Genomic DNA, 15,196 nt, shown 5'->3' with positions numbered 1-15,196 from the left:
GGCCAAATGATCTCGACGTGGCAGGTTGTTGAGAGCGGTTGCCCCTTGTCGAGTCAGGTCCGAGGCGGCCTGCTCGATCTGCTTGCCCGCAGGGCCGAGAGCCGCATCGGGGGTGCGGCAGCGAACTCGCACCCGCCAACGCCTGACTCGGAACGCGGCGAACGTCACTGTCGTACTCACAGGCCCAGGTCCGGGTCGCGCTGGGGCTGTGTGCCGTCACCGAGCGGATCGTGGGGCGGTTGCTGGGAGTCCGTGCCCTGCGTGCGCTCGGCGTCCGGTGCTGGTCGGGTGTCGGCGAGCAGCGTTCCGATCCCCGGTTCTGCTGTCGCGGTGCCTTTTTCGGCTTGGTACAGCTTTGCTTGGTGTTGGTGACTGCGTTTTATCGCGGCGACGTAGTCATCGGCATGGTCGAGTCCGGCTTCTTCGACCATGACCGGTGTCGGGTTGAGTTCCAGACTCCAGCCGGGTTCGCGACCGGCGCTGCGCATCCGTTCTTCGGCGGCTTGGCGGGCGGCGACCGCTTCCTCGGACTGTTGGGCCTGTTCGACCTCCATGCGCAGTTGTCGTAGCCGCACTTGTTTGGTCTGCAACTCCTCAGCCCGGGTGAACGGTGCGTCAATGCGTGGGGCGTTGACCTCGACTTCCCGTCGGTAGCTGGCGATGTCAGCCTCCATCTGGGCGCGGGTGTCGTCGAGCCCGGCGTACAGGTTCTCCAGGCGCGTAGCGAACCCAGACGCGGTCGCGGTGCGCCGCTCGGCGGTGGTGAACACCTGGGAGGCGTCGAGAGTGAACCCCGGCCGCCCAGGGCAATCGAGCCACACATGAATCTTGTCCTGGGCGAACTCGCGCGAGGCGTGCGCCTGGAGCCCCGACGGTATCGACGCGATCGGCATCGACTGCTTCATGCCGGCACCTTTGAGCTCGTGATAGACCGCGGTGACCCGCGACAACAGCGCCTCAGATCGCTCCGGACGCTGAGCCCGGGACCTGTCTCCGGTGACCACGAACTGCTTACCGGCATCGATCCACTCCTGATGCCCGACCAGCAGAGCGTCGAGTTTGTCGATGCTGCCTTCCAAGCGTGGGATGGCGTGGTCGGCCGCGGCCACGACCCGGCGGGCGTGGGAGCGGGAGTCGGCGTGCGCGCTGGCCAGTGCGGACAGGCTTTTCACCTCGTCTTCCAGGGTGGCCATTTCGAGGAACCGTTCATCACCGGTCGCGGCGGCTTTGGTCGCCGCAGCAGCCTCAGATAGTGAGTCGTCGGCGATGTCGTCGACTTCGGCGACGTCGTCGAGCTGCCCGCGTTTGGCTTGTTCGATGAACGCGGCCTTGGATTCGACTTTCGACCACATGACGGTGTCGGTGGTGCCGGCGGTGACGTAGTTCAGAATCTCGATTCGCGGATTTTGGTTGCCTTGGCGGATGATCCGCCCTTCGCGTTGCTCGAGATCGGCGGGCCGCCACGGCACGTCCATGTGGTGCAGACCGATGAGGCGGCCTTGGACGTTCATGCCGGTACCCATCTTCGAGGTCGACCCGACCAGCACCGCGATCCGCCCGGCTCGGCAGTCGGCCTGCAGCGCCAGTTTCTGCGACGGCGATTTCGCGTCGTGGATGAACGCGATCTTCTCCGCGGGCAAGTTGTGCTGCTCCACGAGAAGGTCTTTGAGGTTGGAGTACACCGACGGACCGTCGGGTCGCGGGGTGCCGCGGTCGCAGAACACCAGTTGCAGCGCCCCGCGGATCGGGGACCGCTCCCCTTCCTCGGTGAGGTACTCGTTGTCGGCGGTGGCGTGGTAGATGCGGGCGACCTGTTCGGCGACCGCGTCGGCGCGGGTATTTCCCGGATCCGGTTCGAGGTTGGCCAGTACCGGGTCGAGGGCGACGTTGCGGCCGTCGTTGAGGATCTTGAGCACGTTGTCGATGTCGGCGCGGCGTGGGTCGAGATGGTCGGCCCGATGGTCCAGGTCGGCGATGAAGTCCTGTCGCTCTTGACCGGGTGTGCTGGTGATGATCTGCCGCCCGTCATGGACGGGCAGGTTTGCCGGGACCTGTTCACGGACAACGACATCGGTGTACTGGGCGGCCATGGCGAACATTTCCTTGGGGTTGGCGAACGCCGACACCTTCGACACGACACGCAGTTTGGTGCCGGTGGCGTTGGGGATCGTCTCCGAGCGGGTCGCGGTGAACGACGCCGCCCAGTCGGTGATCGAGCGGACCCCAGCCACCTCCAGCACATCGGGGCGCAGGTACTGCTGCATCACCCACGACTCGGCCAGTGAGTTGGCGATCGGGGTGCCGGTGGCGAACGTCGCGACCCGCTCAGCGCCCGGGGCGATGACCCGCCCGGCCGCGGCCGCCTGGTGTTGGCGACGTTCACGCAGGTAGTCCAGTTTCATCGACAGGTCCTCGGCCTTGTTCGACCCGGTGAGCGACAGCGAGTCGATGGCGCACTGGCGGCCCTTGTTCTTGTACTCGTGGGCCTCGTCGACGAACAGATAGTCCCCGCCGGTGTCTTCGAACAACACCCCGTGGTCCTTCTTGGCCTGATCGGTCGCGGCGTCGAGACGCTTCTGCAGTTGCTTCTTCGCCCGTTCGATCTTCTTGACCGTCGCATGCGTCATCTCGCCTACGCCCGCGGACAATTCGGCGTCGAGGTCAGCCAACTGGTTCGCGATGTAGTCGACACGGCGTTGCGGGTGGACCCGGATCGCCTCGAACACCGACGCCGGGATGATGACCATGTCCCAGTCGCTGGTCGCTGTCTGCGCGGCGAACACGCGGCGGTCCTCGGCCGACATGCCTTTGCGTCCCACGAGCACGTTCGCCGCGGGGTACCACATCTTCACTTCGCGGCCGAACTGCTCGATCAGGTGGGTGGGCACCACGATCCACGGTTGAGTGACCAGGCCGCGGCGTTTGAGTTCCATTGCCGACATGAACATCGTGCCGGTCTTGCCGGCGCCGACCACGTGATCGAGCAGCACGGTCGGCTCGGCGAGAATGCGTGCCACCGCATCGCGTTGGTAGGGGTGCGGCTCGAACACCGGAGACAACCCGGGCAGCACCAGCCTGGACCCGTCGTGTTCGGGCCGAACCCAGGTGTTGAAGCGGCGGTTCCACTCGGCGACGAGGCGGTCGCGGCGCTCATCGTCCGACCACAGCCACGACCGGAACTCGGTGGTGATCTTCTCCGCTTGGACTTGGGCGAGGATGGTGGCTTGGGCATCGACCTCCGGTGCACCCTCTTCCTGCGCCCGCCCCGAATTCTTGACTACGATCGAGCGCTGGTTGAGCAGCATCTCGGTGAGGTCGACCGCGTCGAGCGCCTTGTCGAGGTCGGCATTGTCGGCGCCGTAGTCGGTGCGCATCACGGTGCTGTTGCGTTCGAAGGGTGGCACTTCGACTCCCCAGCTACCCGCAGCGCGTGACACCCGGACGTTGGCGGCACCAAAGGTCTCGCGCACGAACGCCTCGTAGTCACGCGGCTCGATCCAGGTCGGTCCGAGTTTGACCGACCCGATCTGGGAGGGCTGCTTGTCGGTTGGAATCACCTGCGCCAGTGCTTGTGTTAGTTCTGCCCAATCGCGGTTGCCGGGGTCGGTGCGGGCAGCTTCGGCGGCGCGGGCGTGTTTGGCGCGCACGTTGCCCGACAACGCTGTGGGTGCGGGCACCAGGTCCTCGGGCATGTCCGGGTCGGCGTAGACCAGGCCGCGGATCGACTCGCGTGCCTGCTGGGTGGGTTGGTCGAGGAGTTCGGCGACGCGGTCGAGATCGACTCGGCCGCGTTCACCGAGACTGATCGCGACCGCTTCGGCGGGGGTGTCGGCGCGCGATACCGGGACCGGAGCGACGACGACGTCGCGGGAGAACACCGCGGTCTTGCTGACGGTGCCGGTTTCGTCGTCGTAGCGTTCCAGCGCCAGCACGCCGGCCATTCCGGGATCCGCGCGGACGGCCTCGAGATGGGTTTGACGTCGCGAGGGTGCGCTGACCTGCCACGCTTTCTCCTCGAGGTCGGCCGCCACATCCTCAGGCAGCGGCCCGGGATAGTCGGCGCCGTCGGCGTCGCGGTGCGCGGCGCGCCACTTGGCTTCGAGTTCGGCGAACTTCTTGGCGGCCTGCTCGGCGGTGCGTTCCTTGCCGCCCACCAGCTTGGCTCGGTTCACCGGGCCGTAGGTGTTCAGGTAGGCGTCGTAGACCTCGTTGAGGTCCGCGCGCAGCGTATCTCGCTCGGCGCGGCTGCTCTGGGTGCGCTGAGCGGCGATCGTGGCCGCGAACAGGTCCCGCAGCCGTAGCAGATGCCGGGTCTCGGTGGCGCGGGTGGCTGGCACCCTCATCGGCTCGTCGCCGCCGATCCCGCGCCGCGAGAACACCCCGGTGGTCTCGTCGTAGCTGACGTGCCCGATCGGAATGTCCTCGCTATAGAGGGCGTCGGTGTCGAGGGCGCCGGCGGTGAACTCTATTCCGGCCGTGGCGGTGTCGTCGGCGAGGAACAGCCCGTCGCCGCGTTGTAGGGCGGCGTCGACGATGCCGGTCAGCCGGTCGTCGAGGTCGGCGGCGACATCGCCGCCGGGTTCGGCGGCCACGACGAGCATCCCGTCGCGGTAGAGGCCGCGATCGACACGCATCGTGCCCAGCACGTGTTCCGGGTGGGTGGTGAAGTAGCGGTTCATGCCGATCTCGGTGGTCTCGCCGGTCCGGTCAGCGAGAGCAACGAGGTCGGAATGCAGCCAGTCGGCGTCCGCAGGCGTGGCGGCGTCGGGTTCGCGGCGGCGGAACACCAGGACGTCGGTGACGACTTGGGTGCCGGCGACCCGTTCGAACGCCGTCGACGGCAACCGCACTGCGCCGACGAGGTCGGCGACGGCGTGCATGTCTCGGCGGGCTTTGTCCGAGGCCGCATCCAGCGTGCCGGCGGTGGTGATCGCCATGACGTATCCGCCGGGGGCGGTGAGGTTGAGCGACTTGAGGAGGAAGTGGTTGTGGATGCGGTGGCGGGCCGGATTGTGGATCGGGTCGTGCACCGTGAACCCACCGAAGGGCACATTGCCGATCACCGCGGCGAACGATCCGTCCGGGACGCGGGTGGTCTCGAAGCCCTCCAACCGCACCTGCGCGTCGGGGTAGAGCAGATGGGCGATCTGGGCGGTCGTCGGATCGAGCTCCACACCCACCATCTGCGCACCGGGAGGTGCCAGCCCGATGAATGTGCCGCTGCCGCAGCCCGGTTCGAGTACCAGCCCCTCGTCGAACCCGGCGCGCGCCATCGCCGACCACATCGCTTGGGCGATCGCGGGATCGGTGTAGTGGGCGTTGAGCGTGGAGGCCTTCGCTTGGCGCCACTGCTCGGAATCCAGCAGCGCGCGCAGCTGCTCGCGCTCGGGTGCCCACTCCGACTTGGACTCATCGAAGATGTCGGCCGCGGCACCCCAGCCCGACCACTGCGCCAGAACCTCGTGCTCGGCCGTGGTCGCCGGGCGTCCGGTGCGGGCGGTCTCGGAGAGGACCTCGAGTGCGGCGATGTTGGCGCGGGCGCGGGCTTTGGCGCCCGACGGCACCAACACCGTCCCTGGATGGGTGAACCGGGTCGCAGAACCCACCTCGGCTGGTGAGAGGGTGGTGGCCTCGTCGACGGCCGCGATGCTCGACGGCTCCGGCTCCGGCTCGGGAGCGAGAGCGGGCGCCTCTGAATCGGGTGTGGGGTCTGGTTCGAGACCGGCCACCACATGGTCGGCCTTGATGTAGACCACCGAGCCGTCCGGGCGTCGTGCCGGGGCGACACGGGTGCTGGCCCACGCCGTCAGTGGCAGCCCGGTCTCGGACTGCGGGACCTGCGGCAGCACGTCGTCGGCCTTCGGTGGCAGCGGTGTCCCGCCTGGGTCGACGACGGCCGGGTCAGTCGGGATCCGCAGATCGTCCAGGGACTCAAACAGCAGTCCCTGGCCGTCGTCGACTACCTCTGCGCGCGCTCGGCGTCGGCGCGAGCCTGATCGGCTAGCGCCGCGGCCACCATCGCGGTCAGTTCCGGAACCAGCGGATGTTCCGGCCCGTCGGGCACCGCCAGCCCGTCGGTCAGACGGGCTTGCAGCAGTTGCTCGGCCCACACCTGAAACCGCGGTGTCTGATCCGGCCACACCCGCTCGGTCAGCTGTTCGGTCTCGCGAGTCGCCTCGATCGCCCACGGCGTCAGCCACCGCTGCATCCCGGTCACCGTGTCCGGGTTCGGTTCGATCGGCTGGTCCTCGTCCTCGGGACTGCGATGACCCTCCCACAGCGTCGCCAGCACCGTCTCCTCCGCGGAGTGCCGGGCCTGTTGGTACAGCCGCTGCGTCGTCAACACGTCCGGGTCGTTGCCCTCGTGGTCGGCTTTCCACGCCGCGATCATCGCGAGCTCGGTCTGTGACTGCGTCTGAGCGATCTCGGCTTCCAGCCGGTTCGCCTCGGCGGTCAGGAAGTCCTCGAACTCCGTGCGGTCCATCTGCGTCAGTTCCTGGGCGTACCGCTCGGTCAGTGCCGTGCGCAGATCGTGAAACATCGGTGTCCTCCTCAGTGTGGGTATCCATAATGCTCTGCGGTGCCGACATCGGCTGCCTCGATGGGTCGGTGTCGGCGAGCAGATCGAACAGATTGGGGGTGTTGTCGTCAGGGGTGGCGTTACGCGCCATGCGTCGAGCTCCTACCAAAGTGAGGTCCGCCCGGCCCGGCCAACGCCGGCCCTCGCGGGGGTGGTTATCGTTTCTCACTGGTCAGAGGCTCGATCTCTGGCCGATCAGTGCCCTGGCAGGTGTGTCCAGCACCTGTCAGGGCCTGAGTCTTCTCACGGCGGGTCCTCGCCGTCGCCTGGTTCAGGCATCAGGTCACTCGACCGGCGGTGCGGGATACGTGGTGATTCGTACGTGGGTGGCGTGGTTGGCGACCGGGTTGCCTCGGCGGAAACGACGCGAGAGGAATGGCGATCACGACTGGCCTCCTTCGGGGGCGTTGTTGTGTGGGTGTCGGTTAGTCGTCATGGTGTTCCGTCGTGGTCAGACTCGTGGTGGTGTGAGGGGGGTGTGCGGCGTTGGCGCAGTGTGGCTTTGGTGACGACGATGGCCCCGGTGATGGTCAGGACCACCAGCAGCACGAAGCACCCGACGAGCGCTATATGGATCAGTGGCGGCATGACATGGCTCTCTCAGGCGTTATGCGGCGGTGGTGTGGTCGACGGGTGGGTCGAACCATCCCGGCGGTGGTGGGGTGCAGGTGTCGGTGAGTGTCTCGGTGTTGGTGTGCTTGTCGGGTGTGCACAGATAGAGCGGCCCGTTGCCCGCGGTGAGTGCTCGCCAGTGGGCGTCGAGGTGGGCGGTCCACCACGACGACAGGGCGGCGGGGTCTTCGCTCAGGCGGGCAGTCTCCCAGGCCTTCCACAGCTCCTCGAGGCGGATGACGACTTCGTCGTGGCGCCACCACTGCGCACACCAGCGGGTGTCGCGGTCGAAACGTCCAGCCTTGATGTGGCTGAGCCAGTTGGTGAACCAGTCGGCGCCGGAAGTGAACCGCCAGTGCGCGCGCGGGTCGTCGTCTGGGGTGTCGGTGGCGGGGGTGGTCATCGGGAAGTCCTTTCGCGGAGGGCGGCGGGTTGGGGTGAGGCAGACAGTGCGGCCTGCTGGGCTGCGCGTTCTGCCCCGCAGGCCTTCTTGGAGGCGTCGATCAGTTCGGCGTAGGGGCCGAGCCAGTAGGAGTTCTTGGTGGTGACGACGGTGCGGTTGCCGGAGGTCGCCAGCACTGCGCGTTCGGCGGGTAGTGCTTTGAGGTCGTCGATCCCGAGAATGGGTTCGCTGGACCAGGATTCGCTGGTGCTGGTCGATCCCAAACCTGAGCTGGAATGCGAGCGGCTGCGGCGGCGGACGTCGCGTTGGCCGATCATGCGGCTCAGCCCGGACAGGTAGGACTCGTTGTTCGATGAGCCGGCGTAGATGTAGACGTTCGAGGAGTCGACGAGCATGTCGAGTTTGTCTTTGGACCACACTTTCGCGGCCTGGGCCAGCGATTGGAGCATCGTGACGATGACGATGCCCTGGCTGCCGAAGTGGGAGTACCAGTCGGGCAGTTCGGGCAGTTTGCACACGTTGGCGGCCTCGTCGAGCACCGCCACGACCGGCACCGGCAGCCGTCCGCCGTTGCGTCGGGCTTGGGCGACGGCGGCTTTGAAGATGGTGTCGGCCAGGGCGGTGGTCAGGGCGGTGGCCGCGCCGGCGCCTTCCATCGACAGGGCGTACATGGTGTCGGTGGAGGTGACGAACGCTTGCGGATCGAACTTGGGCAGGTCGTGGCGGATGTCGTTGCTGCCGACGGTGTTATCGCCGTCGAACCGGACCCGTTGGGGTGGGAGGACTGATCGGGCGTAGGCGGGCACGGTCATGACGTTGATGAACCGGCGCGCCATGTCGTAGAGGCCGTCTTGCTGGCGGGGGTTGAGGTTGGCGGCGGTGTCGATCTTGGCTGCGGCGTCGTGGTGGCCGTGGCGGGTCAAGACTTGGCGGGCGACTTTGAGTGTGGGGTCGGTGAGCCAGCCGTCGACGTGTTTGAGGTCTCCCCCACCGACCGATGCTGCCAGGATGTGCAGGGCCAGTAGTTCTTTGGCGCCGCCGTCGAAGTAGGCGTCGAGGCGTGATCCTTCGGCGGTTTCGGCTCCGGCGAAGATCGCGGCGAGCTCGCGGGCGTCGGAGAGTTCGTGCACGCACCAGAACGGGTCCCACCACCACTGCTGGCCCTGGGTGCCGGCGATGTGTTGGAGGTCGGAGAGCCAGATGGTGCCGCGGGTGCGTGGGGGTTCGCGCCGCTGGGTGCGGTAGGCCCATAGTGCGCGCAGCCCTTGTCGGGTGGTGTCGGCCTTGGCGGCGTGGGTGGTGAGGTCGTTGCGGTCGCGTACCCAGCGGGTGGCGTCGTAGATGTCGGGTTTGTTGGAGGTGGCGAACACGGCTCCGGGTGCCTGGCAGATCATGGGTATGGCGTAGCCGGTGGTCTTGCCTGATCGGGGTCCGCCGATGATGAGTCCGACCCATTCCCAGCTCATGTAGAGCGCGGACTTTCCTGATCCGATCAGCGATCCCAGCGCGAGCCCGTAGTCGAGGTGCCCGGTGATGGCGTCGCGGCCACGCAGGCGCTGCGCGGAGTGCTTGGCGTCGCGGGCGGTGATGGCGTGCAGTTCCCGGGGACGGGGAAGGAACTGTGCCACCTGGTCGAACTCGCGCAGCACGGCGGTGGCGGCGCGATGACGCGCCACGATGACGGTCACCACGGCGGCGGCGATGACCGCGACCACGAGGAGCACGGTGGAGGCCACCGGCCACTGGAATGTGCCGTCGACGGCGGCGGTGGCCGGGTTGATTAGCACTGGGCCGGGCTGACCGGTGAGCCAGCAACCCGCCCGCCAGCACACGTAGACGATCGCCAGCAGCGCGAACACGACTGCGGCGAGGTAGTAGCCGACCATGGACTCGTGTTGGCCGCGGTCGCGGCGATGGGTGGTGCTCACAGCTGGGCTCCGGTGTCGAGGGAGACGCTGGCGCCGACGTCAGGTGCCGGGGTGATCTGCCAGCCGCTGTCGCCGGCGGCGATCAACGCGGCTTCGGGCGCGGGTTCGGTGTCGGCGATGAGCTCGCTGGTCGAGCGGTGCCCGCCCGCTGACGCAGCGTCGTCGACGTCGATGGCATAGTTCGCGGCCGCGGTCGACACCTGGTCGAGCAGATCGGTGTCGGCGACCTCGCCGAGGTCGTTGTCGCGGTCGCGACCAGAGATGGTGTCGGGGTCGACGCCGGCCTCACGTAGCCGCTCATCCCAGGCGTGCGCCCATTGCTCGGCGCGCTGCACGGTGGCCTGGGTCTGGGCTTCCCGGGCGGTGTCACCGCCGCGGGCGGCCTCGGCGGCGGCCTCGCGGGCCAGGTCGGCGGCGGCGTGCGCTCCGGCCCAGCGCGCCATCAGATCCGGTGTCAGCGGGTGGCGTTCGGCACTGGTGTCGGTGTAGCGGGGCGGACGGGCGCCGGTGGCGCGCGCGGAGTTCAGCCGTTGCTGGGCGCGGGTCTGCCGGGCACGTCGCTTGTGCTGCTGGTTGCGGACCTCACGCAGCGCGTCGTCGGCGCGACGGCGGGAGTGACGCATGATCGTGCGAATTTCGTCGAAGATGTCGTCGACTTCGCGGCTGTTGTCCTGGGTGACGTTGTGTGGGTCGAGCATGGTGTGCCTTCCTTCGAGGGGCGGTGTTGGGCGGTCGGCGGGTCAGGTGTCGGCGCGGGGGTAGGTGGCGACCTTCCAGTGGCCGTCGATGCGGACGAGTTCGGCTGTGACGGCGAACTTTCGGTAGGAGGTCACCGTGGCGTCGATGCCGAGCACGGTTTGGGTGACAGTGCCGTGCGCACTGGCCTTCTGCGGTGAGATCAGCACTGCCGAGGCGCCCTCGACGCGGGCGGTGATGACGTCGAGGGAGTGCTTCCAGGCGCCCCACTGGGCGCTGGGCCGCACTGTGGCGGGGCTGTCCGCCGAGGCCAGTGCCTGGCCGGTGAGGGTGGCGCGGGTGCGGCGCAGCGCGTCGGTGGGTGAGGTGTCGGTGGCGGGTTGCCAACTGAACATGGTGGTCACGGTGGTGGTGAACACCCCGATCGGTTCGTCGCGATCGGGCAGGCCCGGTGGGCTGCTGTAGTGCTCGCCGTGGTCATCGTGGCCGTGTGCGGGTTCAGCGGTGTCGTCGCTGCCGGAGCATCCGGCCAGTGCGGCGATCAGCACGATCGCGAGGACGACCAGGAGGTGGCGATGGGGGTGGTGGTTCATCGGTTCTTCTCCGGAAGTCCTTGATCGGCGAACTGTTTGGCGTAGGCGATGACTTTCTGGCCGTACGGGCGGGTCTGGGTGTCGTAGTCGCCGCCGGTGGGTGTTCCGCCGGCGTTGAGGACCGCGCCGACTCCGGCGTTGTAGGCGTAGGCGTAGAGAATTTCGCGGCCCTCGGCGGGTTCCTTCACCCGTCCGGAGGCGATCGCGGCGTCGATCTGTTTGGCGTTTGCGCACGAGAACCGGCCGGCGGCCATGACGGCGTCACCGATGTCGGTGGCCGAGGCGCGGCCGTTGCCGTCGTCGTCTTTGGCCCAGGACGGGTAGGTGTAGTCCATGAACTGCATCGGTCCTTTCGCGCCTGCGGGGGACACCAGGGAGGCGTTGAATCCGGTCTCTTGCTTGCCGATTCCGGCGAGGAATGCCGAGCTGATCTGCGGGCAGAGCACCCCGGCTTTGCGGAACCACGGCTCGTAGGCCGGTGGGACGCGTCCGGCGGCGAGGTTGTCGACTCCCCCGCCGTGCTGGTTCTCGACCGGGCCGCAGTCGGCGCTCTCGTCGGCGCTGATCCCGCCGGTGATATCGGGGGCGGTGTAGACCTCATTGCCGCGGGGCATGCCGTGGCCTTCGACGGTGGCGTGGACGTGGTCGAAGTGGTTCTGGGTGGGGTCGCCGCGGTCGTTCATGATGTTGGACTTGCCGACGGCCGGGTAGTAGGTCTGACGCCAGATCGTGTACTCGAGCTTGAAGTGCTTCTTGTTGTCGAGGATGTATTTGTTGACGGCGTTGCCGAGCGCGATCCCTTGTGCGGAGGTGTAGTTGGGGATCATGACGTCGACGGCGCGGCCGGACGGGTGGTCGTTGTAGCCGCCGCCGTCGGCGCGCCAGCCGCCGATGGTCTGGATCTGGGGGAACTTGGCGGCGATCGCGCGGGCGAGGCGGATGGTGTCGACCTGGAAGTGCGCTTCGGAGCCCTTGGACTTCGGCAGCGGCGGCAGCGGGCCCGACGGCGCCGACGGTGCGGGCGGGCCGCTGGGGGCGCCTGCCGGTGGCGGCACCGCGGCGGCGTTGAGGAACGTGCCTGCGGGAGCGGGTTTCTTGCCGGTGACCCCGGCCTTCTTCGAGGTGGTCGGCCAGGCGCCCCAGCCCTGGGAACCCAGGACGCGGTTGGCGACCTCCATTTGCTGTTCGCGGGTGGCTTTGTCGGCGGTCGGCGCGTACTGTCCGCCGCCAGCGCCGGTCCAGGTCGACGCCGCGAACTGCAATCCGCCGTAGTAGCCGTTGCCGGTGTTGATCTTCCAGTTGCCGCCGGATTCGTGCTTGGCCACGGCATCCCAGTCGGCGGCAGTGACCACGTCGGCGGCGGGCAGTACCCGGGGTGCGGTGAGCACCCGCGGCCCGCCCGGTTGGGCCGGAGCTCGTCCGGCCGGGGCGGCGCCGGGTTCGGGGCTGGTCGACACCCACCCGGCTGGATCGACCGAGCGGCCGCCGGTGAAGTCGCGGTGCCCGCCATCCCACACCTCGAAATGCAGGTGCGGGCCGGTGGATTGGCCGTCGTTGCCGAGCTTGGCGATGTGTTGTCCGGCGGTGACTTTCTGGCCGGCTTTGACCAGCACGCCGTCGGCGAACATGTGCCCGTAGACCGTGGACCACACGTGCCCGTTGATGTTGTGGGTGAGCACGATCCAGTGCCCGAACCCCGAGGCGGTCCCGGCGGCGGTGACGGTGCCGTCGGCGGCGGCATAGATCGGTGCGCCGAGTGCCCCGGCCAGGTCGATACCTTCGTGCATCGCCCCGTCGCGTGGGCCGTAGCCGGAGGTGATCTGAAAGTCCTTGACTTTCATCGGCTTGACCTTGGCGCCGGGTGAGAGGGAGGCGTCGGCGGGTTGGTCGATGCCGCTGGTCAGCGGCAGACACGCGTCGTCGTCGCCGGCCACGGAGATGATGACCGTGCACGAGGCGAAGAACCCCATCACCAGTGCCAGCAGCGGCACCAGCAGTTTGGAGGCGTTGCCCTCACCCACGAGGCAGACCCCGATAGTCGGCGGTGGTGGTGTCGAGGTCGCGGACGTGCTCGGTGAGGGCCTTGTTCATCGAGCGCATGACGTCGAGGCGGGTGGCCCATTCGCGGTCGCGGGCGGTGACGTCGCGGCCGACCCCGGCTGCCCGGCACCACCGCATGACGCTGTTGGTGCCGGCGCCGATGTTGGCGGCGACGTCGGCGGCCGCGGCGGTCAGCGACAGCGATGTGCGAGCGAGTAGCTCGGCGACGGCGCGCACGGCCAGTCGCCGGACTTCCTCGGAGTGGGCGGTGCGGCGAGGGTTGGGTTCGACCACCCAGTCCTGCACCTGTTCCCAGGCGCTGGGTTGCGGGTCGATCGGGGTGGCCACCCCCGGGTCGCTGTCGGTGCTCATGCCGCGGATCCGGATTTGGCGCCGCGGCCGCGGTTGAAGCGCTTGTTGGTGTTGTGCATCTCGGTGGCGCGCTCGGTGGCGGTCAACCGCATCTGCACCGGGATACCGGGCTGCTCACCCTCTTTGATCAGGAACTTGCCCATACCTGGCGGTACGGTGTTGGTTTCGGTGCCGGTCGCGCGGACCCCGTCGGCCCAGTCGGTTTCGCTGATCTCGGAGACGACCGGGTCGTCGATGCCGCGGGTGGTGGTGGCCCACTCGGCGAGGGTGGCGGCTTCTTTCTCGTTGAGGTTGACCTTGCCCTCCATCAGCGAGGCTTCGTCCTCGGGCAGCGGGAAGCACACCTTGACCCGGGCGCGGTCGAGAAAGCCCATGGCGCGCTGGCGATCTTCCATCGAGTCGAACGCTTGGAGGTCCTTGACGGTGTGGGTGGTGAACAGGCTGCCGGTGCCCTGTTCGCGCTGGACGCGGGTCACTTCGTCGACGCGCCACACGATGCCGTTGCCGACACCGAGCACCAGCGAGAACTCGTCGCACACCAGGTCGTAGTTGCGGGGCTCTTGCAGGCCGTGATCGGAGAGCAGATGCGAGGCTTCGACGGCGGAGAATCCGTCCGACCAGCACGCCAGGAGTACTGCGGCGCGCAGCTTGCGGGCGTTGGCCGGCAGCCGGGACATGTCCACGCACACCCCGAGGGCGTCGATGTCGATGGGCTCTTTGGTGGGGGCGTTGAAGATCTCGCCGAACTGCCCCGACACCAGCTGGTCGAGTGACTGGCGCAGGTTTTCGGTCAGCAGCAGGTAGCGGTCGACGGCGATCGCGTCGTGGGGTCGACGCCCCAGGGCGCCGGAGGCATCGAGGAGGTCTTGGTGGGCGCGGCGCAGTTCGGGATTGGTGTCGGCGTCGCGGGCGGTGGCGTCGATGAGAGTCTGCGGGACCTGGCGCAGCAGGTTGAGCACATCGCCCGGCAGGGGCGCATTGGTCAGGGTGAACTCGTTGGCCGTGCCGTAGAGCACCCGCAGGGCGGTGGTGAGCAGCGTCTCCTCGTGCGGAGCGATGGGACGTCCGGAGCTGATCTCGAGCAGGCCGGTGGCGGCGGTGACCTGGCGTGCCCGCATTTCGCGTTCGGCGAGCTGGCGGGCCGCGGCGGGCAGTCGGGCGATGAGGTTGCCGAAGGTGCCCACGGCCAGCGGGTTCATCGGCGAGTCGAATCCGACGCTGGTGACCTGCGGGGTGACCGGGGTGATGCCGTCCTCGCGGTACTGCACCCGGCCGTTGTCGTCGTGCAGGACCATCTGGCGCATCATGTTGACGAAGTCGGGTCGGTGATCGCCCATGATGAGCGGGCGGACCCCGGTCGCGAGGTCGTGGCAGACGATGCGCCGGTTGAGGGTGCTTTTGCCGAATCCGTTGAGGCCGAACACCATCGCTGAGGGTGCGGTGATCTGTCCGGCTTCGAACCAGCCGATCTGGTCGAACCCGACGGGTTGTCCGGTGTCGAGGTGCGAGCCGACGGGCGCGCCGTCCAGGGGGGCTGAGGCGCCGATGGGGAACGGGTAGAACCCCGGCACGTGCGCGGTGGTGCCGCGCAGTTCGTTGGGTCGGCGCACGTGGGCGACGCGGCCGCCGCCACGCCCGTCGAAGCCCCGGTTGGTGCGGATCAGGGCGGGCACGTCGAACTGGATCGGCCGGGCAATGGCGGCTTCGTGGCTTTCCCGCCGGCGGGCGTCGTTGCCGAGTTTCTGTCGGGCGAGGTAGCCGTTGACTCCACCGCTGCGGGCGGTGTCGAGCAGGTCCTCACGGGTGTCGTCGTCGTAGAACGTGGTCGGTTTGGCCGAGCGTTCTTTGGTGCTCGGCCGGGTGGCCGAGGCGGCACCGGCATCCAGGCGCAACGTCGAGGGCGCGGTGTCGCCGTCAGTGGCGGCGGTGGTGGGTGTGCGGAGGTCAGTGACAGTCATGGTGGGGCGTCTCG

At 68.2% G+C, this 15,196-nt stretch carries 9 protein-coding genes; all 9 read right to left on the bottom strand.

The window, feature by feature from the left end:
- Positions 1-176: 176 nt before the first annotated feature.
- Positions 177-5,849, bottom strand: a complete 5,673-nt coding sequence (locus tag KTR9_RS25685) for a helicase-related protein (protein WP_014928882.1) — start codon at positions 5,847-5,849, stop codon at positions 177-179.
- A gap of 110 nt (positions 5,850-5,959) precedes the next feature.
- A complete protein-coding gene (locus tag KTR9_RS25680) occupies positions 5,960-6,541 on the bottom strand; it encodes a hypothetical protein (RefSeq protein ID WP_014928881.1) in 582 nt (193 codons plus the stop codon).
- A gap of 646 nt (positions 6,542-7,187) precedes the next feature.
- Complete coding sequence (locus KTR9_RS26650) at positions 7,188-7,595, bottom strand: DUF4913 domain-containing protein (protein WP_014928880.1); 408 nt, start codon at positions 7,593-7,595, stop codon at positions 7,188-7,190.
- Positions 7,592-9,523 (bottom strand): type IV secretory system conjugative DNA transfer family protein, encoded by a 1,932-nt coding sequence (locus tag KTR9_RS25670; protein WP_014928879.1) that lies wholly within the window; start codon positions 9,521-9,523, stop codon positions 7,592-7,594. The genes KTR9_RS26650 and KTR9_RS25670 overlap by 4 nt, the downstream gene beginning before the upstream one ends.
- Positions 9,520-10,221, bottom strand: coding sequence for a hypothetical protein (locus KTR9_RS25665; protein ID WP_014928878.1), 702 nt, complete (start codon positions 10,219-10,221; stop codon positions 9,520-9,522). Before KTR9_RS25665 ends, KTR9_RS25670 begins: the two co-directional genes overlap by 4 nt.
- 42 nt (positions 10,222-10,263) lie before the next feature.
- The gene (locus KTR9_RS26645) at positions 10,264-10,812 is read right to left on the bottom strand and encodes a hypothetical protein (RefSeq protein WP_014928877.1); all 549 of its coding nucleotides are present in this window, start codon (positions 10,810-10,812) and stop codon (positions 10,264-10,266) included.
- Complete coding sequence (locus tag KTR9_RS28195) at positions 10,809-12,833, bottom strand: transglycosylase family protein (protein WP_014928876.1); 2,025 nt, start codon at positions 12,831-12,833, stop codon at positions 10,809-10,811. The genes KTR9_RS26645 and KTR9_RS28195 overlap by 4 nt, the downstream gene beginning before the upstream one ends.
- On the bottom strand, positions 12,826-13,224 hold the full coding sequence (locus KTR9_RS25650; protein WP_014928875.1) for a hypothetical protein: 399 nt from the start codon (positions 13,222-13,224) through the stop codon (positions 12,826-12,828). The genes KTR9_RS28195 and KTR9_RS25650 overlap by 8 nt, the downstream gene beginning before the upstream one ends.
- Complete coding sequence (locus KTR9_RS25645; protein WP_014928874.1) at positions 13,221-15,182, bottom strand: hypothetical protein; 1,962 nt, start codon at positions 15,180-15,182, stop codon at positions 13,221-13,223. The genes KTR9_RS25650 and KTR9_RS25645 overlap by 4 nt, the downstream gene beginning before the upstream one ends.
- Between the last annotated feature and the right edge of the window lie 14 nt (positions 15,183-15,196).

Origin of the sequence: Gordonia sp. KTR9, assembly GCF_000143885.2 — a bacterium.
GTDB lineage: Bacteria > Actinomycetota > Actinomycetes > Mycobacteriales > Mycobacteriaceae > Gordonia.
The sequence above is the reverse complement of the archived record's forward strand: the minus strand, read 5'-3'. Positions and strand labels throughout refer to the sequence as shown.

Coding starts and splice junctions, on each gene's coding strand:
- KTR9_RS25680 (WP_014928881.1), bottom strand. CDS start 6,541: ATGTTTCACGATCTGCGCACGGCACTGACCGAGCGGTACGCCCAGGAA.
- KTR9_RS26650 (WP_014928880.1), bottom strand. CDS start 7,595: ATGACCACCCCCGCCACCGACACCCCAGACGACGACCCGCGCGCGCAC.
- KTR9_RS25665 (WP_014928878.1), bottom strand. CDS start 10,221: ATGCTCGACCCACACAACGTCACCCAGGACAACAGCCGCGAAGTCGAC.
- KTR9_RS26645 (WP_014928877.1), bottom strand. CDS start 10,812: ATGAACCACCACCCCCATCGCCACCTCCTGGTCGTCCTCGCGATCGTG.
- KTR9_RS25650 (WP_014928875.1), bottom strand. CDS start 13,224: ATGAGCACCGACAGCGACCCGGGGGTGGCCACCCCGATCGACCCGCAA.
- KTR9_RS25645 (WP_014928874.1), bottom strand. CDS start 15,182: ATGACTGTCACTGACCTCCGCACACCCACCACCGCCGCCACTGACGGC.